A 24,389-nucleotide genomic window follows, 5' to 3' on the forward strand; every position below is an offset into this window, starting at 1 on the left:
GGAGCCGGCTCGGCGGGCGCCTCGTTCCGGATGCAGTCCTCGCGCGCCGCTGCCATGCTCCGAACCATGTCGACTCCGAAGCCAGCGACGCCTGCGATCGTCGCGCAGAACTCCGCCCTCCTCCAGACGCTCCCCTTCTCGGACACGCAGGACTTCGAGGACGCGCGTCGGGGACTGCTCGGCACGCGCGAGCCCAACGCGATCAGGAACGCGGAGGGGACGGTCGTCTGGGACAACGACACGTACGCCTTCATCCAGGGCGACGCGCCGGACACGGCGAACCCGAGCCTGTGGCGTCAGTCGACGCTCAACGCGATCCAGGGCCTGTTCGAGGTGGTCCCGGGCATCTACCAGGTCCGCGGGTTCGACCTCTCGAACGTCACGTTCATCGAGGGGGAGACGGGCGTCCTGGTCCTGGACCCGCTCGTGACGGAGGAGACGGCGGCGGCCGCGCTGGAGCTCTACCGGGAGCACCGCGGCGACCGCCCGGTGACGGGCGTGCTGTACACCCACCCGCACGTGGACCACTTCGGCGGGGTGCGCGGGGTCACCACGCAGGAGGACGTCGACGCCGGGCGGGTCCCGATCATCGCGCCGGCCGAGTTCACGGAGCACGCGGCCTCGGAGAACGTGTACGCGGGCACGGCGATGGCGCGCCGGTCGGCCTACATGTTCGGCGCGGCGCTCGCGCGCGGGCCGCAGGGCGCGCTCGGTACCGGCCTCGCGCAGACCGTCGCGACCGGGAACATCACGCTCATCGCCCCGACCCTGGACATCACGACCACCGGGCAGACCGAGACGGTCGACGGCGTCCGGATGGTCTTCCAGATGGCCCCCGGCACCGAGGCACCGGCGGAGTTCCTGGTGTGGTTCCCGGACCACAAGGCGCTGTGCGCGGCCGAGGACGCGACCCACACGCTGCACAACCTGCTCACGCTGCGCGGCGCCCTCGTGCGCGACCCGCACGCGTGGGCCGGCTACCTCACCGAGGCGATCGACCTGTTCGGCGACGAGGTCGAGGTCGTCTTCGCGTCCCACCACTGGCCCACGTGGGGCAACGAGCGGGTCGTGCGGTTCCTCTCGGAGCAGCGCGACCTGTACGCCTACCTGCACGACCAGGCGCTGCGGCTCATCAACAAGGGCTGGACCGGGATCGAGATCGCCGAGGAGCTGAAGCTCCCGCCGGCCCTGGAGAACGCGTGGCACGCGCGCGGCTACTACGGGTCGGTGAGCCACGACCTCAAGGCGATCTACCAGCGCTACATGGGCTGGTACGACGGCAACCCGGCCCACCTGTGGCAGCACCCGCCCGTCGAGCAGGGCAAGCGGTACGTGAAGGCCATGGGCGGCGCGGACGCGGTGGTCGACCTGGCGCGCGCCGCGTTCGACGACGGCGACTTCCGCTGGGCCGCCGAGGTCCTGAGCCACGTCGTGTTCGCCCAGCCCGACCACGCGGCCGCGCGCGAGCTGCTCGCCGACACGTTCGAGCAGCTCGGCTACGGCGCGGAGAACGGGGTGTGGCGCAACATCTACCTCTCCGGCGCGACCGAGCTGCGCGAGGGATCCTTCGGCACGCCCACCGTCTCCGCGTCGGCCGACGTGATCTCGGCGCTCACGCCGGAGATGCTGTTCGACGCGATCGCGATCCAGGTCGACGGGCCGCGTGCGTGGGACGAGAAGCTGTCGATCGACGTCGTCCTGACCGACACCGGGGCGCGCTACCGGCTGCGGCTCTCCAACGGCGCCCTCACCTACTCCGCGGCCCCGCAGAAGGGGGACGCCGACGCCACGCTCACCGCGACGAGCCGTGCGCTGCCCGCGCTCGCGACCGGCGCGGCGACCCCCGAGGCGCTCGCCGCCGTGGGCATCGAGGTCACGGGCGACGCGGGCGTGCTCGCGCGGCTCACCGCCGTCCTCGACCCGGGCGACCCGGACTTCGCCATCGTCACCCCCTGACCCGATCCGGCCGCCCGCGTCGCCCCGTTCCGGACCGGGCGACGCGGGCGCCGTCGTCTCCGGGTGCGGTCCGCACAGGGCGGTGCCAGGCTCCGAACCATGTCGACTCCGAAGCCCGCGACGCCCGCGATCGTCGCGCAGAACTCCGCCCTCCTCCGGACGCTCCCCTTCTCGGACACCCAGGACTTCGACGACGCGGCGCGCGGCCTGGTCGCGCGGCGCACCCCGAGCGCGGTGACGGCGGACGACGGCCGCGTCGTCTGGGACGACGACACCTACGCGTTCCTCCAGGGCGAGGCGCCGGACACGGTGAACCCGAGCCTGTGGCGGCAGTCGCGGCTCGTCGCCGAGCAGGGGCTGTTCGAGGTCACCGAGGGGATCTACCAGGTCCGCGGGTTCGACCTGTCGAACGTGACGTTCATCGAGGGCACGACCGGCGTGATCGTGCTCGACCCGCTCATCTCGACCGAGACGGCGGCGGCCGCGCTCGCCTTGTACCGCGAGCACCGCGGCGACCGCCCCGTCACGGGGATCATCTACACGCACTCGCACGTCGACCACTTCGGTGGCGTCAAGGGCGTCACGACGCAGGAGGACGTCGACGCGGGGCGCGTCACCGTGCTCGCCCCGGAGGGCTTCACCGAGCACGCGGTCGCGGAGAACGTGTACGCCGGGACGGCGATGGGTCGGCGCGCCGGCTACATGTACGGCGCGGCGCTCGCGCGCGGCCCGCAGGGTCAGGTGGGTGCCGGGCTCGGCCAGACGACGTCGACCGGGACGGTCACGCTCATCCCGCCGACCCTGTCCGTCACCACCACGGGCCAGGAGGAGACGGTCGACGGCGTCCGCATGGTCTTCCAGATGGCGCCGGACACCGAGGCGCCGTCGGAGATGCTCATCTGGTTCCCCGACCGCAGGGCGCTGTGCGCGGCGGAGGACGCGACGCACACGCTGCACAACCTGCTCACGCTGCGCGGTGCCGTGGTCCGCGACCCGCACGTGTGGTCCCACTACCTCACGGAGGCGATCGACCTGTTCGGCCGTGACGTCGAGGTCGTCTTCGCCTCGCACCACTGGCCGACCTGGGGCAACGAGCGCATCGTCGAGTACCTCTCGCTCCAGCGCGACCTCTACGCCTACCTGCACGACCAGACCCTGCGGATGCTGAACCAGGGGTACACCGGGCCCGAGATCGCGGAGCGGATCACCCTGCCCCCGGCGCTCGAGAACGCCTGGCACGCGCGCGGCTACTACGGCTCGGTGAGCCACAACGTCAAGGCGATCTACCAGCGGTACATGGGCTGGTTCGACGGGAACCCGGCGCACCTGTGGGAGCACCCGCCGGTCGAGAAGGCGAAGCGCTACGTGGCCCTCGGCGGGGGCGCCGACGCGGTCGTCACGACGGCGCGCGCGGCGTTCGACGCCGGCGACTTCCGCTGGGTCGCGGAGCTCCTCAACCACGTCGTCTTCGCGGAGCCGGACCACGCCGCGGCGAAGGAGCTGCTCGCCGACACCTACGAGCAGCTCGGCTACGGTGCGGAGAACGGCACCTGGCGCAGCGTCTACCTCTCGGGCGCGACCGAGCTGCGTGACGGACCCTTCGGGACTCCCACGCAGACGGCGGCGCCCGACATCATCGGGAACCTCACGCCGACGATGCTCTTCGACGCCCTCGCGATCCAGGTCGACGGCCCGCGCGCGTGGGACGAGAAGGCGACGATCGACGTCGTGCTCACCGACACCGACGAGCGCTACCGCCTGTGGCTGCGCAACGGGACCCTCACCTACAGCTCGGCTCCCCAGCGCGGAGACGCCGACGCGACCCTCACGACGACCAGCACGGCGCTCCCCGCGCTCGCGACCGGCGCCGCGACCCCGGAGGAGCTCGCCGCCGTGGGCATCGAGGTCGCGGGCGACGCGGGCGTGCTCGCGCGGCTCACCGCCGTCCTCGACCCGGGCGACCCGGACTTCGCCATCGTCACCCCCTGACCCGAGCCGGCCGCCCGCGTCGCCCCGTTCCGGACCGGGCGACGAGGGCGCCGTCGTCTCCGGGTGCGGTCCGCACAGGTCTCTCGGTGCCCGCGTCGTCGTGCGGTACCTGGACGGTCGTCCCGTTCGCCGCGACGAAGTGGAAGTCGTGTGTCAAGGTCGTGACGACTACGACGACGAGCGCGCCCGGGCGCGCCGTGGGTGCAGTGGGACCAGAGGGGCGAGGGCATGGCGAACGGGCGGACGGCGAGCAGCACCACGCGGGGCGGGCGGGCGCGTGCCGCACGGCGGACGAGGCGCCTGCGGCGAACGTGGGCGAGCCTGGGGTCGCTCCTCCTCGCCCTGCCGCTCGTGCTCGTGCCGACCGTGCCGGCGGCGGCGGCCACGTGGGGCATCCAGAAGACCGAGCTCAGCACCGGGCCGTACGCGCCCGGCCAGCAGGTCCAGTGGGCCGTCTCCATCTCCTGCTCCGACCCGAACAACACGCCGTGCACGCCGACGACGATGACCGACCCGCTGCCGGACGGCCTCGAGCTGGTCAGCGCGTCCATCCAGAGCGGGGGCGGTGCGACGAACCCGAACCTCGTCGCCGACCCGGACGCGGACACGGTGACCTACACCGCCGACAGCGTGCCGAACGGCGGACAGGTGCAGATCCTCGTCACCGCCCAGGTCTCGGAGGACATCCCGTACGCCGCGAACGGCGTGCCGATCACCAACACGGCGACCGTCGTCTCGGACAACGCCACGCAGAACCAGGCCAGCGACGACATCACGCCCGTGGTCCCGCTCGTCCTCGCCTCCACGACGACGAAGACCATCGAGCCGGAGGGAGCGCTCGCCGCGCCGGGTACCCCCGCGACCATGACCATCGGGTCGACGAACGAGTCGAACGACCCGGTCGACACCCTCGTCGTCCAGGACCCGGTCGACCCGACCGCGACACCCAACCCCTTCACCTACCTCGAGTACGTGAGCACCGGCGACGTCACGATGCCGCCGAACGCCACGCAGGTCACCGAGGAGTACTGGGACGGCGACTCGTGGGAGCCGCTCGACGACAGCGTGGACCCGGCGGCGGTCCAGGGCGTGCGGTACACGTTCAGCGGCGACATCCAGCCGGGCGCCACGGCGAGCATCCCGGTGAACGTCCAGCAGAGCGCCGCCGTCGAGGACCTCACCGACCCCACCACGATCACCAACGACACGTCGTCGTTCGTGACTCATCCCGAGGGCCAGTCCGACCCGACGACGGCGAGCGACACGTACGTCGTCACGCCGCCGAACAACTCCGTGACGGCGTCGAAGAGCTTCTCCCCCGCGACCGTGAGCGCCGGCGACCCGACGACGGTCACGCTCGGTGCGACCAACACGGGGACGCCCGTGACCTCCTTGACCATCACCGAGCCCGCTCCCGGAACCCCGAGCCCGTTCGAGGGCGCCGACCCGATCACCTTCACGGGGTGGGGCACGGACGGCGCGGGCGCCGGGGTGCAGTGGCCCGCGGACGCCGACGCCGCCTCCGTGACGTTCACGTGCGCCGACGGCACGACGACGGACCCGATCCCCGCGACCGCTCCGAACACGCTGCCGGACCCGCCGGGCGGGTGCGAGGTGGTCGGGTTCAGCATCGAGTACACCGGGAACATCGTCACCGGGGCCACGGCGACGGTGCCCTTCACGGCCGACACGGACCCGGACCAGGAGGCCGACGACGTCACGCACCCGAACCAGGTGCAGGCCGACGTCCCGAGCGCGGACCCGGCGACCGCGGACGCGTCCCTGCTGACCCTCGTCGACCGGCTCGCGACGCAGACCACCAAGAACATCTCGCCGTCGACGATCCCGGCCGTTCCGGGCCAGGGCGTCATCGTCCAGCTCCCGACGCAGCTTCTGCCCTTCGGCCCCGAGGGGTCGACGACGAACGCGGACCAGGTCGTGGTCCAGGATCCGACCGACCCGACGAACCCGGACGCCTTCTGGGACCACTTCACGGCGACCGCCGTGCGCTCCACGGACGTGCCGGCCGGCTCCACGCTGACCGTGAACTACTGGGACGGAGACTCGTGGGAGCCCGCCCCCGGATGCGGGCCTTACACCGGCCCGGACACGGTGAGCTGTGACCTCCCCGACGGCGCGCAGGGCGTGCAGTTCGTCTACGACTCGACGGGCGACGGGTTCCCGCCGGGGACGCAGTTCCAGCCGAACTTCGCCGCCGAGTTCACGGGCCCGGAGGGCCTCGACGACCCGGTCGAGAACTGCGGCGCGTCGAGCGCGTCGTCGGGCACCGTGGACGAGACCCCGCTCGCCGCGGGCTGCGACACCGTGGACCCGTACCCCGTGGACGGCAACGGCCCCGGCGACTTCCTCGCGAAGGACTTCCTGGGCGGCGACCCGCCGTCGGTGCTCGCCCGTTCCGACGACGAGGTGACGGCGCAGATCACGTGGTCGACCGGTGGCTTCACCGGCGTCGACCCCCTGGTGATCTCGGACATCCAGAACCCGGAGTCGACGCCGATCGCCGACTCGTTCTACGACGCGTTCGACCTCGTCAGCGTCGACCCGATCGACGGTGCCCTGGACCCGCTGCTCCGGTACGACCAGATCGAGAGCGTCGAGCTCTTCATCGACGGCGCGTGGGTCCCGGCATCGGGCGACCCGTGCCCCCAGGCGTGCGACGGGACCTTCCCCGGCTACACGCTGACGGCCGACGAGCAGGAGTCGGCGACGTCCGTACGCCTGACCTACACCGAGTCCCCCTCGCGCAGCGCGACCCCGGCCGACCCGACGGCACCCGCCGCGGGCGACGGCGTCGCGCGGTCCACGCAGGCCGACGGCCGCCACCTGAACCTCACGTTCCAGACGCGCGACTACCGGCGCAGCGACGACAGCCCCGTGCTCGGCTCGACGCACGGCACGATCTACAACCTGCCCGACGACCCGGGGATGGTGCGGGACACCGCGGAGGGCACGGCCACGTTCGACGGCGACGAGTACACGGACGCCGACTTCGACGACGTCCTCATCATCGACCAGCCGCTGAACGTCACGGTGACGAAGGACTGGACCGGCGGCCCGATCTCCGTGCCGCCGCCCGCCACTCCGGCCGAGTTCTACCCGACCACCACCGTGACCGTCACCGGCACCAACGCGTCCGCGGCGAAGGTGGACCAGCTCCGGCTCGTCGACCCCGCGGACCAGGGCTCGGGCGAGGTGCAGACCGCCGAGGGCACGCACCCCTTCGACACCTTCACCCTCACGGACATCGACCTCACCCCACCAGCGGGCGCGACGTCGACGACCGTGACCCTGACGGACGCGACCGGCGGGACGGCCACCTTCACGGAGGCGCAGGCCGAGGCGCTCCCGGCGTCGGAGCTCCTCATCGTCGTGGGCATCGAGGTCGCGTACGACGGGCTGGTCCTGCCCGGCGCGTCCGGGTCCATGGCGCTCACGCTCCAGCTCCGCGAGACCGACCGGTACACCGGCGAGGCGATCTACGGCGACGACGGCGTGATCGTCGTGGACGAGAACCCGGTGCCCAACGGGTCCGCCGCGACCATCACCGACCCCGGCGGCACCGGCGGGGACGTCCGGCTCGCCAACGACGACGCCGACATGCTCCTCCAGACGGCGTCCATCGAGCTCGCCGTGGAGAAGTCGTTCAGCCCGGCCGCCGTGGTCGAGCCGTTCCACGGTGCGAACCAGTCGGAGACGCCGGTCGTCATGACGCTCACCGGGCAGCCGCTCGGCCCGTCCCGCGCGGTGGAGATGGTGCTGACCGACGACGAGCCGCGGTTCTGGAACCAGTACGACTTCGTCGGGTTCGACCCGAGCGCCGCTCTCGTGACGCCGATCGACCAGGTCCAGGTGGACGCCTTCACGGGGGGTACCTTCACGGGCGACGCGGGCGGCGTCACGGTCACCGGCGGCGGCTGGGAGCTCGGCGAGCCGTCCGGCACGTTCGCCCTGCCCGAGGGCGTCGACCCCGAGGACGTGCAGGGCCTGCGGTTCACGTTCACGCGGGCCGACGGCGCGATCTGGGAGAACCCCGCGACGCCGACGCAGCCGATCCCGATCCAGATCCTGCGTCGCGACGACCTGCGCACGGGCGGCCCGGTGCTGCCCGACCTCGCAGCCAACGCGCCGGCGCCCGGTGAGGCGTCCCCGGGCGTGGCGAGCAACGACGTGCAGGGCACGGTGACCGGGGCCGACCTCGTCGTCGACCCCGAGACCGGAACCACCGGGCCGGTGAGCGCGGAGGACGACGCCGAGGCGTCGATGCTCTACCAGCACACGACGAACGGTGTCCGGATCGTCAAGGACTTCGACGGGACGGTGACAGGCGGCACCGAGGCACCCGACGCGGTCGTGCCGATGCACATCGCGGTGACCAACACCGGCGACCGAGCGATCGTCGACCCGGTCATCGTCGACGACCCGATGCCGAGCGACCCCGACGGGCCGCAGCTCCGGCTCGCCGACGGCGTCCCCGAGAACTTCTCCTACGCGCTGGAGGACGGGGCGAGGACGCCGGACGACCCGTCGGGCCCGGCCATGCCGACGGACCCCGGCGAGGTGACGGTCGACCAGGAGGGCAACCTCGCGGGGCTGACCTTCACGTTCCCCGAGGGCACCGTGCTCGAGGTCGACCAGACGTACACGATCACCGTGCTCGTGCAGTTCCGCGTCACGCTCGACGCCGGCGCGGTGGTCCACAACACCGCCGGCGTGACCGGTGACCGCCCGTGGGACGAGTGCGTGACCCGGCTGAACGAGGAGAACGGCGCGTGCGAGGCCGACTCCGACGTGACCACGATCCCGGGCGCGGCGATCGCGCAGTCGAAGCTCGTCAAGGCGACGGACGACGACGAGCTCGACGTCATGGTCGATCCGGCCTACGCCGACCCGGCCTACGCGTGCACGCCCGACGCGTCGGGCTTTTACGCGTACCCCTGCACGCCCGTCATCGTGCCCGGGCACGACGAGACCTGGCACATCCGTGTGAACAACGTCGGCAACCTGCCGCTCGACAAGGTCGTGGTCTACGACCGGCTGCCCACACCGGGCGACACCGGCTCCTACGCCACCAGCGAGCCGCGCGACTCCGCGTGGTCCCCGCTGCTCACCAAGGAGTCGCCGCCCTCGGTGGTCAACGCGCCGGCGGGCAGCACGACGACGTTCTACTACACGACCGTCGACGACTACTGCATGGACGACATCGACGACCCGCTGAACGAGCCGCTCTGCCCGACGGACGACCCGACGACCGGCTGGGTCGAGCTCACCGCGGACACGAGCGAGGACACGTACGCGCGGATCACGGCGATCAAGGCCGTGGTCGAGATGGACCCCGACAACCTCTTCCGACCCGGGCAGTTCCTCGCCGTCGAGGGGACGACGACCACGCCGCCCGAGGCCCCCGAGGCCGGGGACCGGTCGATCGCGTGGAACTCCGCCGGCGCGTCCGGCGTCGGGATCGCCCAGAACGGGACGGAGTTCAACATGCTGCCCACCGAGGGCACCAAGGTCGGCGTCGCGACGGCGTCGGGCCCGCTCGCGGTGAACAAGGTCGTCACGGGCGAGGGCGCCGAGAACGCGCCCGACTCGTTCGTGCTGAACGTGCAGTGCACGTCGGCGGTCGGGAGCTGGGTGGAGACGGTGCTCGATCCCATCCCCGTCACGGTCGTGCCGGGAACCCCGACCGTCGTGCCCAACCTGCCGTACGGGGCCGAGTGCACCATCACGGAGGACGGGACGAACGGGCAGACCGAGCTGATCGTGGACACGGTGACGATCGACAGCGAGGACCCCGAGAACCCGACGACGATCACGGCGACCAACCGGTACGACCTGTCGAGCATCGAGATCTCCAAGGAGGTCGTCACCGACGCGGTGGACCAGGAAGGGAACCCGGTGCCGTTCGGCCCGTTCGCGGTCGACGTCGCGTGCACGTTCCTCGGCGAGGACGTCTACGCCGAGGGCTACGACGCCGAGAACCCGATGACCGGCCTCCCGATCGAGGACGGCCAGACGATCGAGCTCACGGACCTGCCGGTCGGCTCGGTCTGCACCGTCACCGAGTCGGGCACGGGCAACGCGTCGTCGGTGACGATCACCGTGGACCAGGGCCTGCCGGGCCACCCCGTGACGACCGACGGCCCGACGACGGACGTCACGCTCACCCCCGACGTGCTCGGGCAGAGCACGAACGACGTCACGCTGACCAACACGTACGACGTCGGGGCGATCGGGCTGCAGAAGGTCGTCGAGGGCGCCGGCGGCCCCGCGTACGGGAGTGGACCGTTCACCGTCACCGTCGTCTGCACGTACGACGACGACGGTGACGGCCCGCTCGCGCCGCGCACCGTCTACGACAGCCAGGTCGTGCTCGGTGGCGCCGGTCCGCTCACCGCACAGATCGCGAACCTGCCGACGGGCGCCGTGTGCGCGATCGAGGAGATCGACGACGGCGGGGCCACCGGCTCCGTCGTCGTCCCCGACACGGTCACGGTCGGCAGCGGTGACGTCGCGAACGTCGTCATCACCAACACGTTCGACGTCGGGACCGTCCAGGTGGACAAGGAGCTCGACGGACTCGGGGCGCTCTACGGGCCCGGGCCGTTCGAGGTCACGCTGGCCTGCACCTACGGGGTGGACTCGGAGGGCGATCCCGTCACCATCGTCGTCCCCGGCGGTGCCGCGCGGACCTTCGTGCCCGGCCAGCCGGCCGTGTACGAGGACCTGCCCGTCGGGTCCGAGTGCGTGCTCACCGAGACGGACGACTTCGGTGCCACCCACGTGACGATGAGCGTGGACGGCGGCGAGCCCGTGGACGGCACGTCCGTGGACGTCGTCGTGCCGCCTGCCGCCGAGGACGGGTCACCGACCACCACGACCGTCACGGTGACCAACGTGTTCGACACCGCCCCGCTCCTCGTGGAGAAGGTCGTGGACGGCGACGCCGCGGGCTTCGCGCCGTCGATGCCGGACATCCCGCCGCTGCCCGAGCTGCCCGACGAGCCGGTCACGCCCGAGGAGCTCGCCGCCCTCATCGCGCAGCTCGAGGACTTCTACGCGCAGTTCCCGCTCGAGGGCATCCCGTACCGGGCGTCCGTCTCCTGCACGTTCCAGGGCGCCGAGGTCCCGGTCCCGGGAGGCCCCGTGCGGCCGTTCGGACCGGGCCTGCCGGGCGTCTACTTCGGCCTCCCCGTCGGTGCGGTGTGCACCGTCACCGAGACCGAGACCGGCGGGGCGACGGCGGTCACGGTCGAGCCGAACCCGGTCCAGGTCGAGGAGCGCGTGCTCCCCGGCCCCGCGCAGGTGGTCACCGTGACCAACACCTACGACGCCGGGTCGATTGAGGTCACCAAGGTCGTCGACGGCGACGGCGCCGAGGCGTTCGGTGCCGGGCCGTTCACCGTGAGCGCGGCCTGCACGTTCCTGGGTGAGGCCATCGAGGTGCCCGGCGGTGCCGAGCGCACGATCTCCGGGGGCGAGGTCGCCGTCTACGACGGCCTGCCCGTCGGCGCGGAGTGCGTCGTCACGGAGACGGCGAGCGGCGGCGCCGCCTCGACCACGATCTCCGCGACGGTCGAGGGCGGCGAGCCCGGGGCCGCCACCATCGGTCCGGACCCCGCCCAGGTGATGGTGACGAACACGTTCGACGTCGGCCAGGTCGTCGTCACCAAGGCCCTCGCCGGGCCGGGCGCGTCACAGCACCGGGGCGACGAGTTCGTCGTCTCGCTCGCGTGCACGTGGGACGTCGACGGCGTCGAGACGGACGTCGTGATCCCGGGCGGCGCCGAGCGCACGCTCTCGGCCGACGACGACTGGACCGCCGTCTACGCGCTGGTCCCCCAGGGGGCCGAGTGCACGCTCGCGGAGACCGACGCGGGCGACGCCGAGGCCGTGACGCTCGCCGTCGCGGGGACCGACGTGACGGTCGACCCCGACGACGCGACGCCGACGTCGGACGCGTTCACCGTCCCGACGGGCGACGCCGCCGAGGTCGACGCGACCGTGACCAACGCGTTCCGTGCCACCGGCGGGGGCAGCCTCCCGCCGACCGGCGCGAGCGTCGGTGCGGCCGCGGTGCTCGCGATCCTGCTCACGGGGACCGGCGCGCTGCTGGCCGACGCCCGGCGGCGCGGAACCCGGACCGTGGGCCGCGTCTGACACGCCCCCTGGTCAGGCCGCGCCAGCGGTTGCGGAACCTGACCAGGGGCGGGACCGTTACCGCATGATCCGCTTCCTGCTGAGCTTCGCGATCAACGTGGTCCTCGCCGCCGTGGGCCTCCTCGTCGCCTCGAGCCTGTTCGACGGCGTCACCGTGCACGCCTCGGGCTTCGTCGTCGCGGTGCTGATCTTCGCGGTGGCCCAGGCGATCCTCGCGCCGTTCGTGTTCAACGTGGCGCGCAAGTACGCGTCGGCGATCCTGGGCGGGATCGGCCTCGTGTCGACGTTCCTCGCCCTGTGGGTCGCGACGCTCGTCGGGGACGGCCTGGAGATCTCGGGCGCGTCCACGTGGATCGGCGTGACGGTCGTCGTCTGGCTGATCGGCGCGCTCGGCGGCTGGTTCCTCGGGTGGCTCGTCCTCACGCGCTGGTGGGACCGTCGCCAGGAGCAGAAGCGGATCCGCGCGGCGACGAGCAAGGGCTGACGACGACGGCGCCGCCCGAGGGCGGCGCCGTCGTCCGTGCCGTCAGTGCAGGAGCGCGGCGACGCCGTCCGTGCCGCCCTGCGCGCCCTCGTGCACGACGAGCCGGGCGAGCTCGCGCAGCGGGACGTTGCGGTCGTTGGACGCGCGCCGGAGGCGGGCGAACGCCTCGTCCGGGTGCACGCCGTACGCGAGCGTCACGATGCCCTTGGCCTGCTCGATCGCACCCCGTGTCTCCGCGGCGGCGGCGATGTCGTGCCGGGCGCGCTCCTGGGCCGCGTCCGTGACGGTCCGCGTCACGTCCACGAAGTAGCCGACGAGCTCGGTCACCTCGCCGGTCGCGCGGTCGCGCCGGCCCTGGCCGACCACGACGAGGAAGCGCTCGCCGCCGTGGGCGTCCATGATCCGGTGCACGCTCGAGAACGGCTCGCCGGTGAGCCGTGCCTCGTCGAGGACCTGCCGGACCCGCTCGCGGTCGTCCGGGTGCTTGTGGGCGAGGACGAGGGCCGTCGTCGGCACGACGTCGCCCGGCTCGAAGCCGTGGAGGCGGTACGTCTCGGGCGACCACCACCAGCCGCCGGTGCGCAGGTCGAGGCGGTACTGCCCGATCTGCTGGTGCGTGCCTCGGGCGAGGGCTTGCTCGATGGCATGGTCGTCTACGGACATGCTGGCCTCCGGGTCTCCGGTGGATGAGGAGCCAGGTCCAGACTCGACCCCCCGAGCCTACTCCGGTTCTCCCGTGGCTGTCGTCGGCGGGCGGTCGGTGCCCGCCGACGACAGCCACGGCCCCGCGGGCTACCGTGCGAGCAACCGGACGGGCTCGGTCGGGAGGGGGTCGAAGAAGCCCAGGAACCGGCGCACGACCGCGGCGTCCGTGACGTCGGCCGCCCGGGCGAGGACGTCGTCGACGGCCGTGATGTCCCTGCTCAGCGCACGGACCGCGGCGGCGTCGATGGTGACGGTCGCGTCGACGTCGCCGGGCGGGACGTCGTGCACGACCGCGACGCCGCGGCGGACCTGCACGGCGACGGACCTCCCGGTGTCGGGGAAGTCCCAGGCGACGGTGAGGTCGACGTCCGCCGACTTCTCCGGGTCGAGCCGGACGCGGAGACCGGCGACGATCTTCTCGGCCGGGATGGCGTTGAGGACGTCGGGGGGCTGGAACTCGTACACCTGGGAGTAGTCGATCGTGTCGTCGAGCTCGTTCGCCCCGCCGATGGCCATGGTCCGCCAGTAGATGTTCTTCTGGAGGTAGCCCCACCGGCGGAGCGACTCCGCCTTGGCGTGGCGCGCCGTCGTGTCGCCGGGGTCCGCCCGCACGAGATGGGTGAGCAGCTCCGCCGCCCAGCCGTAGTCCTCCGCCTCGTGCGCGACCCGGGCCTTGTCGAGGACCGCGTCACGACCGCCGAGCGCCTCGACGTAGCGGCGGGCGCGGTCCGCGTGCAGCGGCGCCGCGAGCTCGGTCGCGTCGCCGGAGAACCACCCGAGGGTGCCGTCGTAGATCGCCCGGACACAGTGCTCCGGGGTGCCGTAGTACGGCTGGAGCCAGGGGTCGTCGCGGAGGTGGTCCGGCAGGCGGTGCGCGACGAGCTCCACGAGCTCGGGCCCGGTCGCGCCCTTGTTGATGTGCCGGATCGACTGGTCGTGGAGGAACTGGATGGCGTCCCGGTAGTTCGTGATGCGCTCGACGATGAAGTCGTTGCCGACCCAGGGCCGCATGTGCGAGCCGGAGTACGTCTCGGCCCCGCGGGCGTACGACAGCAGGGCGTCGACCCCCTCGCGCCACGCCTCGACGTCGCGGTAGGCGGTGCCGCGCAGCGTGTAGAGGTTGGGGAACGTCTCGCCCTGCACCGTCTCGGAGCCGTGCACGTGCTTGAGCTCGGGGAGCCACAGGTCGATCTCGTCCTGCGCGTCCCCGTAGGCGTGGAACGCGACGATCCGCACGCCGGCGATCTCGAGCTCCGCGACGTCGCCGACGGTCCGGGTGGGCATGTGGGTGCTCATAGGCCCCCGCGCGGCGACGGGCCCGAGCCCGGCCTGGACGACGCCGTCGGGGCCGAACCCCGCGAAGGGGACCAGGCTGGTCCGTGCGGTGAGGATCGGCCCGACGAGGCCGGCGTCGTTGACGAGCCACTGCTCGAACGTCTCGTGCGCGACGATCTCGACGGCACCCGACTCGACGTCCTCGGCGGTCACGCCGAGACCGTTCAGGGCGTAGCAGTGGTCGGGGTGGCGATGGGTGAAGATCACGGCCTTGATGGGCAGGTCGGAGAACCGGCGGAGGTCGGCGAGCAGCTCGGCGGACGAGATGTCGGACTCGCCGGGATCGACGATCACGACACCGTCGTCGCCGACGATCATCGTGGTGGAGCACAGCTGGTACCCGTGGGCCACGTACACCCGTCCCTCGACGGGCTCGTAGATCCGCTTGGGCATCTGGCGGGCCCACGCGGTCTGCTCGGGGTGGACGGTGTCCGCGGCGTCGGTCACCGAGATGCTCGGGCCCGCCTCGTGCACCACCGGCGCCAGGTGGTCCCCGAAGGAGTCGAAGTACGCCTCCCAGTCGTCGACCGTGCGCAGCTCGTCGACCGTGCTCATGCACAGACCTCCGTCGTCCGTCCGTCAGCGGGCAGGACCATGCTCTGCCCGCGGGTGGAATCCGCAACCGCAACGTGCGCGCTACGAGGCCGCGAGGAGGGCCGAGAGGCCCTTCTGGACCTGGAGCAGCGCGATGACGAGGACCAGCGCCGCGTTGAGCGCGGCAGTGTGCCCGGCGATCCAGCGGCGTACGCGGTCGAGGGGCGCCTGGGCGCGATCGCCGGCGACGAGCCGCCACACGACGGGGACCGCGATCGGCAGGGTGCCGACGAGACCGAAGACGACGAGCGACCAGACGGCGGCCGTCGTCGAGACGTCCGCGAGGCGGATGTCCAGCGCGGCGAGGAACGCGCACGACGCGTCGACGGGGTTGAGGGCGAAGATCCCGAGGCCCAGCAGGAACGAACGGCCCGGCGTGAACGAGTCGACCGCCTGGAGCCAGCCGGGGAGCTGCGGCGCGGCGGCGGCGACCTCGCGCGGGGAGGCGGCCTGCGCCATCTGCCGCTTGCGCGCCGTCCCGCGGCGATAGACGAGCACCGCCGCCCAGAGCAGCCCGGCCCCGATGAGCAGCCGCAGCACGGGCACCCACAGGGGCGGGTCGTGACGCTCGTGGACCTGCAGCGCGTCGAGGACCACGAAGCTCAGCCAGAGGACCAGGCCCAGGCCCACGACCCAGCCGAGCAGGAACAGGACGCCGTTCGCCTGCGCCCGCCGGGAGAGGAGGACGGCGACGAGCGCCATGATCGCGAGGGGGCTCATGACGATGCCGAGCCCGAGCGGGAGGAGGTCGAGGACGAGCTGCCCCACGGAGCTACCTCGCGGCGGCCGGGCCGGCGTCGGGGCCCGTGCCGTCGGCGCCCGACGCCCCTGCGCTCTCGGCCGCGCTCTCGGCAGCGATGGCGGCGTCGACGTCGGTGTAGACCCGCGGCCGCTCGGCACGCTCGACGGCGGCGCGCAGCTCGTCGCGGACCTGCCCGACGTTGCGCGCGAGGACGAGCGTCGCGCCGTGGCGGTCGAGGTCGGTCCGCAGCGTGGCGAGCATCTCGGCGGCGTCCACGTCGATGAACGGGACGGTCTCCGTGTCCAGGACGACGAGCCGCGGCGAGGTCGCGGCGGCGAGGTCGCGGACGTGGTTGCGGACGGCGTCGGCGTTGGCGAAGAACAGCCCCGACTCGGGCCGGACCACGAGGACCCCGGGGACGGACGTGCCGCCGTCCTTCTGGAGCACCGCGCGCCGGTCGGCGTCCACCCACACCCCGTGCGCCGAGCGCACGAGGACCGCGACGTGCGGGCGCGACGCGCGCGCGAGGAGCAGGAGCAGCGACAGCACGACGCCGATGACGAGGCCGGGCAGGGTGTCGAAGACGAGCACGCCGGCCGTGGCCGCGGCGGCGGCGTAGAAGTCGTCGCGTGCCGCGTTGCCGTACAGACGCCGCATCGTCGGGGTGCGCAGGCCGTAGAGGCGGCGCAGCGCGCGGACGTCGACGAGCTCGATCACCGCCGCGATGACGACCGCGGCGAGCGTCGCCTCCGGCAGCGACTCGAAGACGGGTGTGAGGAAGAGGAGCGTGAGGACGACGAGGACCGCGGCGGTGAGCCCCGAGACCTGGCTCTTGGCACCCGCCCCGCCGTTGACCGCCGTCTTGGACAGGCTGCCGTTGACGACCATCCCCGACGCGAGGCCCGACCCGAGGTTGGCCGCCCCCATGCCGATCAGCTCGCGGTTGGCGTCGATGTCGTAGCCCTCGCGCGCGGCGTACGTCTTCGCGGCGCCGAGCGCCTCGGCGAAGCCCACGAGCATGACCCCGGCGCACGGCCCGATCAGCGCGGTGTAGTCGGACCAGTCCATGTCCGGGAAACCGAGCGCGGGGAGCCCGGCGTCGATCGGGCCGACGATCTCGACCCCGTCGTCGTCGAGCGAGAACGCGAGGATCGCGACGATCCCGATGAGGACCGCGACGAGGGACCCGGGGACCCGGGGCGCCCATCGCTTGATCGCGAGGAGCGCGGCGAGCGTCCCCAGCCCCAGCACCACGGTCGGGCCGTTCGCGGTGCCGAGCTCGGTGAGGATCGTCCACGCCTTCTCGAAGAAGTTGCCCTCCCCCTTCTCGACGCCGAGCAGGGCCGGGACCTGGCCGATGATGATCACCAGGGCCATGCCGACGATGAAGCCCTTGAGCACGGGCTCGGAGATGAACGATGCGACGAACCCGAGCCGGGCGATCCCCGCGACGAGGCACAGGAGGCCGGTGACGAGCGCGACCCCCGTCGTGAGCGCGGCGTAGAACGCGGCGTCGCCCGGCGCGAACACCGCCACGACCCCGGCCGAGAGCGCGGCCGTCGCGGACATGGGCCCGACGACGAGGTGCCGCGAGCTGCCGAACGCGGCGTAGAGGATCAGTGACGGGACGGCCGCGTAGAGGCCCACGACGGGGGAGACGCCCGCGATCGTCGCGTAGGCGAGCGACTCCGGGACGAGGACCGCCCACACCGTTAGCCCGGCGACGAGGTCGCCCTGGAGCCACGCCTTCTGGTAGCCGCGCAGCGAGCCGAAGAGGAGCGGGGTCCGCGCCCGCGTCCGTCCCCCCGCCGGTACCGAGGGTGCCTGCGAACTCGTCATCGACCGTCCTCCGTCCGTCCCGGCGTGCTCCGCGAACGATCATCCCGGGATCAGGACGGACCGCCACCGGAGAGCCGGGGCCGTCGTCGGGTTCCCCGCGCGGAACCCGAGCCCCGGGGATACGTTCGACGCGTCCCGGGGCGCAGCGCCGCGCTCCCGCCGAACGTACGAACCGGAACGAGAGGTCTGACGTGGCAACGCTCACCGTGTGGAAGTTCGACACCCCCGAGGGCGCGCAGCGCGCCGAGGACGCGCTGCTGGCGCTCCAGAAGCAGGAGCTCATCCAGGTCCAGGACGCGGCGATCGTGTCCTGGGAGGAGGGCAAGAAGAAGCCGAAGACGCGGCAGGGCAACAGCACGACGGCGGTCGGCGCGCTCGGCGGCACGTTCTGGGGCCTCCTGTTCGGCCTCCTCTTCTTCGTCCCGCTGCTCGGGGCCGCCATCGGCGCGGCGTCCGGGGCCATCGCGGGCGCGCTGACCGACGTCGGCATCGACGACGACTTCATCGACTCGGTCCGCAGCAAGGTCACGCCGGGCACGTCGGCCCTGTTCGTGCTCACGTCGGGCGCCGTGATCGACCGCGTGCACGACGCGCTCCAGGCCGAGGGCGTGCACGGCGAGCTCATCCAGACGAACCTCTCCGCGGACGAGGAGGCCAAGCTCCGCGCGGCCTTCGACGAGAACGCCTGAGCGGCCCCCCGGGTGAGGGGCCCGACGGCGGCGCGCGCCGCCGTCGGGCACCTCACCCGCCCGTACGCCCCGGCACCCGTGCCGTAGACCGCGCAGTCCCCGCCGTCCCGCCCCGGGACCGGACCACGAAGGAGGCCGCCCATGGGCGCGGCGATCGGTCAGTCCCTCCCCGTCGCGGTGGGCGTGCTCATCAGCCCGCTGCCGATCGTCGCGGTCGTGCTCATGCTCGTGAGCGGCCGGGCGAAGGCGAACGCGTTCGCGTTCCTCGTCGGGTGGTTCGTCGCGGTCGGCGCGGTGACGCTGCTCGTCGCGACGCTCGCCGGGGCCGCCACGCCGGACGACGACGGCCCGCCGCTGTGGGCCGCGATCCTCAAGATCGTCCTGGGCGTCCTGCTGCTCCTCCTCGCGGTGAAGCAGTGGCGCGGACGTCCGCGCGCCGGGGTCGAGCCGCCGGCCCCTCGGTGGATGGCGGCGATCGACGCGTTCACGCCCGTGAAGGCCGCCGGCCTCGCGATCCTGCTGGGCGCGGTCAACCCCAAGAACCTGCTGCTCGTCGTCTCCGGCGGCGCAGCCATCGCGTCGGCCGCACCCGACGACACGAACGCGCAGGTCGTCGCCGCGGTCGTGTTCGCCCTCGTCGCGAGCGTCGGCGTCGCGACGCCGGTCTTCATCTACCTGTTCATGGGCTCCCGGGCCGCGTCGATGCTCGACGAGCTCAAGGCCTGGATGATCCACAACAACGCGGTCATCATGGCCGTCCTCCTGCTCGTCCTGGGCGCCAAGATGCTCGGCGACGGCATCGCGGCGCTCTGAGAGTCCCCGACCAGCACGCACCCGGTGCCTGGCGCCGGCTTCCCGAGGAGAGTGAGCATGGCCAAGCAGTTCCAGGGAAAGATCGAGCTCGACGTCCGCGACTCCGTGGCGGACTGGGACGCGTTCCTGCCGGACAAGGCGCCCGCGGGCGCCCCGAACGTGCTCGTGGTCCTGTACGACGACACGGGCATGGCGTCGTGGTCGCCGTACGGCGGCAGGATCAACATGCCGACCATGGACCGGCTCGCGCAGAACGGGCTGACGTACTCGCAGTGGCACACCACCGCGCTGTGCTCCCCGACCCGGTCGACGTTCCTCACCGGGCGCAACCACCACCTCAACGGCTTCGCGACGATCTCGGAGTCGTCGACGGGGTTCCCCGGGTACAACTCCCACATCCCCGACTCGAACGCGACCATGGCGACGGTCCTGCGCGACGCCGGGTGGGCGACCTTCTGGGTCGGGAAGAACCACAACGTGCCGATCGACGAGTGGACCGCCGGGGCCTCGAAGAAGCACTGGCCTCTCGCGCAGGGCTACGACCGCTTCTACGGCTTCATCGGCGGCGAGACCAACAACTGGTACCCGTCGCTCGCGGAGGACAACCACTACATCGACCAGCCCTACCTGCCCGAGGACGGCTACCACCTCTCGCGCGACCTGGCCGACCAGGCGCTGCGGATGATCCGCGACGTCAAGCAGACCGAGCCCGACAAGCCCTGGTACCTCTGGTTCTGCCCCGGTGCGAACCACGCGCCGCACCACGCGCCGCAGGAGTACATCGACCGGTACAAGGGGAAGTTCGACGACGGCTACGAGGCCTACCGCGAGTGGGTGCTCGCGCGCATGATCGAGCGCGGCATCCTCCCCGAGGGCACCGAGCTGCCCCCGCTCAACCCCATGCCCGACGGCACGTTCTCCGAGACGGACCGCGTGCGGCCCTGGGACGAGCTGAGCGACGACGAGAAGCACATGTTCAGCCGCATGGCGGAGGTGTTCGCGGGCTTCAGCGAGTACACCGACGCGCAGGTCGGGCGGATCGTCGACTACCTCGAGGAGTCGGGACAGCTCGAGAACACGCTCATCATCTACTGCGCCGACAACGGCGCGTCCGGCGAGGGCAGCCCGAACGGGTCCGTCAACGAGGGCAAGATCTTCGGCGGCTACCCGGACGACGAGGCGGAGAACCTGCGGCTCGTGGACAAGCTCGGCAGCCCGGACACGTACAACCACTACCCGACGGGCTGGGCGGCCGCGTTCTCGACCCCGTACAAGATGTTCAAGCGCTACACCTACCAGGGTGGCGTCGCCGACCCGCTCGTCATCCACTGGCCCGCCGGCATCGCGGCTCGCGGCGAGATCCGCCACCAGTACCACCACTCGACCGACATCGTGCCGACGATCCTCGAGGCCTGTGGCGTCACGTTCCCGGACACGTACAACGGCGTGGAGCAGACCCCGCTGTCCGGGGTGTCCATGGTGCCGTCGTTCGACGCCGCGCCCGACGCGCCGACGAACAAGGTGACCCAGTACTACGAGATGTTCGGGCAGCGTGGCCTCTGGCACCGTGGGTGGAAGGCCGTCACCGTGCACGGACCGGTGAGCGGCAAGGGCCACTTCGACGAGGACGTGTGGGAGCTGTACCACACCGAGGTCGACCGGTCCGAGGCGCACGACCTGGCCGCCGAGCACCCCGAGAAGCTCGAGGAGCTCAAGGCGCTGTGGATGGAGGAGGCGAAGAAGAACGCCGTCCTCCCGCTCAACGACCTCCAGATCATCGGCAACCCGAAGGACTTCGAGACGTTCGTCGGCATGGAGTTCCACCAGCCCGCGCCGCCGTCGGGGCGGTTCGTGTACTTCCCGGGGACGAGCGAGGTGCCCGAGCGCTCCGCGGCGAACACGCACGGGGTCTCCTACAAGATCGCCGCCGAGGTCGAGCTCACGCCGGAGAGCCAGGGCGTGATCTTCGCCCACGGCTCGCGGTTCGGCGGCCACGCGCTCGTCGTGAAGGACGGGCAGGTGCACTACGTCTACAACTTCCTCGGCATCCCGCCCGAGGACCGGATCTCCGCGCCGGTCCCGACGAGCGGCCGGCACATCATCGGCGTCGAGTTCACCAAGGAGGGCATGGGCAAGTACCGCGAGGGCGAGGGCCCGCTGAAGCTCTTCATCGACGACCAGCAGGTCGGCGAGCAGCGGATCCGCACCGTCCTCGGGCACTTCTCGCTCTGCGGCGAAGGGCTGACGATCGGCCGCGACAGCGCGGACCCGGTCTCGTCGTTGTACGGGTACGGGTTCGACTTCACGGGCGGCGAGATCGCCCAGGTCGTGTTCGACGTCGCGGACGACGCGTACCTCGACCTCGAGGCGCACCTGGCCGCGGCGATGGCGCGCGACTGACCGTCGCGATGACCCGACCCCTGCCGTCCTGGGCCGACGGCCCCGCCCGCGACGCGATCCTCGCGTTCGTCGAGGCGGTGGCCGTCGGCCCGGACGCGCTGCGCCCGGAGGAGCGGGTCGCCGTCTTCGACAACGACGGCACGCTCTGGACGGAGAAGCCCATGCCCACGCAGCTCCACTTCATCGTGGAGCAGTGGAAGGCGGCGGCGGAGGCCGACCCGACGCTCGCCGACCGCCAGCCGTACCGCGCGGCCGTCAGCGGGGACCTGGCGTGGCTCGGCGCGGCCGTGGACAAGCACTACGCGGGGGACGACACCGACCTGAAGGTCATGGTCGGCGCGATCCTCGCGTCCACGGCGCACGAGAGCGTGGAGGACTACCACGCGGCCGTCGCGTCGTTCTACGCCCGCGCGAAGCACCTCACGCTCGGTCGCCCCTACGCCGACGCCGTCTACCAGCCGATGGTGGAGCTGCTGCGCCATCTCGAGGCGCACGGCTTCGCGTGCTACGTCGTGTCCGGGGGAGACCGCGACTTCATGCGGCCCATGACGCTCGACTACTACGGCATCCCGCCGGAGCGCGTCGTGGGGTCGGCGCTCGGTCTCACGTACGACGCGGGCACGAACCAGGTGCGCTACGGCACCGCGTTCGACTACCTCGACGACGGCCCCCTCAAGCCGGTCCGCATCTGGTCGCGCGTCGGCCGTCGCCCCGTCCTGGCCGCCGGGAACTCGAACGGCGACGTGGACATGCTCCGGTTCGTCCAGGGCAACCCGCGCAGCCTCAGCCTCCTCGTGCACCACGACGACGACACCGGTCGCGGTGACGTGCCGTACGACGCGGGCGCCGAGCAGGCGCTGTCCGCCGCGGCCGACCACGGCTTCACGGTCGTGAGCGTCCGGGACGACTGGACCCGCGTCTTCCCGGCCGAGGACGCGTGAGCGACGGCGCCCCGGCGCGCGACCGGGCGAGCCAGGGGCCGACCCTGCTGCCCACGCTGCGCGGGTACCGGCGCGCGTGGGCGCGCCGCGACGCCGTCGCGGGGCTGTCGGCGGGAGCCGTCGTCGTGCCGCAGGCCATGGCGTACGCGACGATCGCCGGCCTGCCCGTGGAGTTCGGCCTGTACACGTGCATGGTCCCGACGGTCGTGTACGCGCTGCTCGGCGGGTCGCGCGCCCTGAGCATGAGCACGACGTCGACCATCGCCACCCTGTCCGCGTCCACGCTGCTCGCGGCCGGGGTCGCGGCGGGCAGCGACGACCCGGCGCGCGCGGTCTGCACGCTCGCCCTGCTCGTGGGGGCGCTCCTCGTCCTCGCGCGCGTGCTGCGCCTCGGTTCCCTCGTCGAGAACATCTCGCGGGCCGTCCTCGTCGGGATCAAGGCCGGCGTCGGGGCGACGGTGGCCGTCGGCCAGCTCCCGAAGCTGCTGGGCGTGCCCGCCGACCCCGACGCGACGGGGTTCTTCGGGGTCCTGACGTCCGCGCTCTCCCAGGTCGGCGACGCCAACCTGCCGACTGTCCTGCTCGCCCTCGGCAGCATCGCGGTGCTCGTCGTGCTCGGGCGGGTCGCGCCGCGGGTCCCCGCGCCGCTCGTCGTCGTCGCGGCGGGGATCCTGCTCGTCGCGCTCGCCGGGATCGACCGGTCCGGGGTCGCCGTCATCGACCCCGTGCCGTCGGGCCTGCCGCTGCCCGTCCTGCCGGACCTGTCGCTCGTGGGCGCGATGCTCCCCGGGGCGGCAGCCATCGCCGTCATGGCGTTCCTCGAGACCGTGTCCGTGGGCCGCGGCGTCCGTCGCCCGGACGAGCCCCAGATCGACCCCGACACGGAGCTCCTCGCGAACGGCCTCGCCGCCGTGGCCGGCGCGTTCTTCCGCGCGATGCCGCCCGCGGGCGGGTTCTCCCAGACCGCGGTGAGCCTGCGCGCCGGGGCGCGCACGCAGGCGTCGGGCCTCGTGACGGTGGCGCTCGCGGTGCTGGTCGCGCTCTTCCTCGCGCCCGTCCTCGACGACCTGCCGCAGGCGACGCTCGGCGCGATGGTCGTGGTGGCGACGGTGAGCCTCATCCAGGTGGGCGAGTTCGTCGAGCTGTGGCGCATCAACCGGGTCGAGCTCGCGTGCGCGGTGGTGACGGCCGCGATCGGGCTCGTGGCGGGCCTGCTGCCCGCGGTGGGGGTCGGGGTCGTGATGACGCTGGTCCTGGTGCTCCGCGAGGCGGACCGGCCACGCGCCGTCGAGCTGGCGCGCTCGCCCGACGGCGGGTGGACGTACGCGGACCGGGCCGGGTCGTCGCGGGCGCCGGGCGCGCTGGTCCTGCACCTCGAGGGCGGTCTGTACACCGCGAACACGCGCGCCACGGTCGAGGCCGTCCTCGCCCGGGCGCGGTCCGAGGACCCGACCCCGCGCGTCGTGGCGCTGGAGATGGAGTCGCAGCGGCTCGTGACGTCGACCGTGCTCGACGGCCTCGCGGACCTGGACCGCCAGCTCGCGGGCATGGGCGCGGCGCTGTACCTGGTCCGCGTCCCGGCCGCGGCGCGCGAGGGGGCGGGCGCGTCGGACTGGTTCCGCGGGCTGGTGGACGACGGGCGCGTCGTCCCCAGCGTCGACGCCGCCCTGACCCACGCCGGGGTGCCGGTCCCCTGACCCGGGTCCCGCGTGCCGTGGTCCCGC

At 72.5% G+C, this 24,389-nt stretch carries 13 protein-coding genes; 9 read left to right on the plus strand and 4 right to left on the minus strand.

Annotated features, from left to right (window positions below):
- The first annotated feature begins 66 nt into the window (after positions 1–66).
- The 4 genes from NHH00_RS10430 to NHH00_RS10445 all read left to right on the plus strand — a co-directional run bounded on the left by NHH00_RS10430 (position 67) and on the right by NHH00_RS10445 (position 12,607).
- Positions 67–1,956 carry an alkyl/aryl-sulfatase gene (locus tag NHH00_RS10430; protein WP_253051820.1) on the plus strand — a complete coding sequence of 630 codons (1,890 nt, stop codon included), beginning with the start codon at positions 67–69 and terminating at the stop codon, positions 1,954–1,956.
- Positions 1,957–2,055: 99 nt separating this feature from the next.
- Complete coding sequence (locus NHH00_RS10435) at positions 2,056–3,945, plus strand: alkyl/aryl-sulfatase (RefSeq protein ID WP_253051822.1); 1,890 nt, start codon at positions 2,056–2,058, stop codon at positions 3,943–3,945.
- Between the two features lie 228 nt (positions 3,946–4,173).
- The gene (locus NHH00_RS10440) at positions 4,174–12,123 is read left to right on the plus strand and encodes a DUF5979 domain-containing protein (RefSeq protein ID WP_253051824.1); all 7,950 of its coding nucleotides are present in this window, start codon (positions 4,174–4,176) and stop codon (positions 12,121–12,123) included.
- 64 nt (positions 12,124–12,187) lie between these two features.
- Entirely contained in the window at positions 12,188–12,607 is a 420-nt protein-coding gene (locus NHH00_RS10445) for a phage holin family protein (protein WP_253051826.1), read from the plus strand.
- Positions 12,608–12,649: 42 nt separating this feature from the next.
- Here the strand turns inward: NHH00_RS10445 and NHH00_RS10450 are convergent, their stop codons facing one another.
- From NHH00_RS10450 to NHH00_RS10465, 4 genes are all read right to left on the minus strand, one after another.
- Positions 12,650–13,270, minus strand: a complete 621-nt coding sequence (locus NHH00_RS10450) for a PAS and ANTAR domain-containing protein (RefSeq protein WP_253051828.1) — start codon at positions 13,268–13,270, stop codon at positions 12,650–12,652.
- 129 nt (positions 13,271–13,399) lie between these two features.
- The gene (locus NHH00_RS10455) at positions 13,400–15,202 is read right to left on the minus strand and encodes an alkyl sulfatase dimerization domain-containing protein (protein WP_253051830.1); all 1,803 of its coding nucleotides are present in this window, start codon (positions 15,200–15,202) and stop codon (positions 13,400–13,402) included.
- Positions 15,203–15,283: 81 nt separating this feature from the next.
- Entirely contained in the window at positions 15,284–16,009 is a 726-nt protein-coding gene (locus tag NHH00_RS10460; RefSeq protein ID WP_253051832.1) for a GAP family protein, read from the minus strand.
- A gap of 4 nt (positions 16,010–16,013) precedes the next feature.
- A complete protein-coding gene (locus tag NHH00_RS10465; protein ID WP_253051834.1) occupies positions 16,014–17,822 on the minus strand; it encodes a SulP family inorganic anion transporter in 1,809 nt (602 codons plus the stop codon).
- A 191-nt stretch (positions 17,823–18,013) separates the two neighbouring features.
- Between NHH00_RS10465 and NHH00_RS10470 the strand changes: the two genes are divergently transcribed.
- The 5 genes from NHH00_RS10470 to NHH00_RS10490 all read left to right on the plus strand — a co-directional run bounded on the left by NHH00_RS10470 (position 18,014) and on the right by NHH00_RS10490 (position 24,362).
- Entirely contained in the window at positions 18,014–18,511 is a 498-nt protein-coding gene (locus tag NHH00_RS10470) for a DUF1269 domain-containing protein (RefSeq protein WP_115941642.1), read from the plus strand.
- A 141-nt stretch (positions 18,512–18,652) separates the two neighbouring features.
- Complete coding sequence (locus NHH00_RS10475) at positions 18,653–19,324, plus strand: GAP family protein (RefSeq protein WP_253051836.1); 672 nt, start codon at positions 18,653–18,655, stop codon at positions 19,322–19,324.
- Positions 19,325–19,381: 57 nt separating this feature from the next.
- Positions 19,382–21,724, plus strand: coding sequence for an arylsulfatase (locus NHH00_RS10480; protein WP_253051838.1), 2,343 nt, complete (start codon positions 19,382–19,384; stop codon positions 21,722–21,724).
- Positions 21,725–21,732: 8 nt separating this feature from the next.
- Positions 21,733–22,665: an HAD family hydrolase gene (locus NHH00_RS10485; RefSeq protein ID WP_253051840.1), complete on the plus strand. Its 933-nt coding sequence runs from the start codon at positions 21,733–21,735 to the stop codon at positions 22,663–22,665.
- Positions 22,662–24,362 carry a SulP family inorganic anion transporter gene (locus tag NHH00_RS10490; RefSeq protein ID WP_253051842.1) on the plus strand — a complete coding sequence of 567 codons (1,701 nt, stop codon included), beginning with the start codon at positions 22,662–22,664 and terminating at the stop codon, positions 24,360–24,362. Before NHH00_RS10485 ends, NHH00_RS10490 begins: the two co-directional genes overlap by 4 nt.
- The last annotated feature ends 27 nt before the right edge of the window (positions 24,363–24,389 follow it).

Origin of the sequence: Cellulosimicrobium cellulans, from assembly GCF_024124905.1 — a bacterium.
Lineage (GTDB): Bacteria > Actinomycetota > Actinomycetes > Actinomycetales > Cellulomonadaceae > Cellulosimicrobium > Cellulosimicrobium cellulans_G.

Excerpts from the sequence above, each read along its gene's own strand:
- NHH00_RS10430 (WP_253051820.1), top strand. The coding sequence starts at position 67 with ATGTCGACTCCGAAGCCAGCGACGCCTGCGATCGTCGCGCAGAACTCC.
- NHH00_RS10435 (WP_253051822.1), top strand. The coding sequence starts at position 2,056 with ATGTCGACTCCGAAGCCCGCGACGCCCGCGATCGTCGCGCAGAACTCC.
- NHH00_RS10440 (WP_253051824.1), top strand. The coding sequence starts at position 4,174 with ATGGCGAACGGGCGGACGGCGAGCAGCACCACGCGGGGCGGGCGGGCG.
- NHH00_RS10445 (WP_253051826.1), top strand. The coding sequence starts at position 12,188 with ATGATCCGCTTCCTGCTGAGCTTCGCGATCAACGTGGTCCTCGCCGCC.
- NHH00_RS10450 (WP_253051828.1), bottom strand. The coding sequence starts at position 13,270 with ATGTCCGTAGACGACCATGCCATCGAGCAAGCCCTCGCCCGAGGCACG.
- NHH00_RS10455 (WP_253051830.1), bottom strand. The coding sequence starts at position 15,202 with ATGAGCACGGTCGACGAGCTGCGCACGGTCGACGACTGGGAGGCGTAC.
- NHH00_RS10465 (WP_253051834.1), bottom strand. The coding sequence starts at position 17,822 with ATGACGAGTTCGCAGGCACCCTCGGTACCGGCGGGGGGACGGACGCGG.
- NHH00_RS10475 (WP_253051836.1), top strand. The coding sequence starts at position 18,653 with ATGGGCGCGGCGATCGGTCAGTCCCTCCCCGTCGCGGTGGGCGTGCTC.
- NHH00_RS10480 (WP_253051838.1), top strand. The coding sequence starts at position 19,382 with ATGGCCAAGCAGTTCCAGGGAAAGATCGAGCTCGACGTCCGCGACTCC.
- NHH00_RS10485 (WP_253051840.1), top strand. The coding sequence starts at position 21,733 with ATGACCCGACCCCTGCCGTCCTGGGCCGACGGCCCCGCCCGCGACGCG.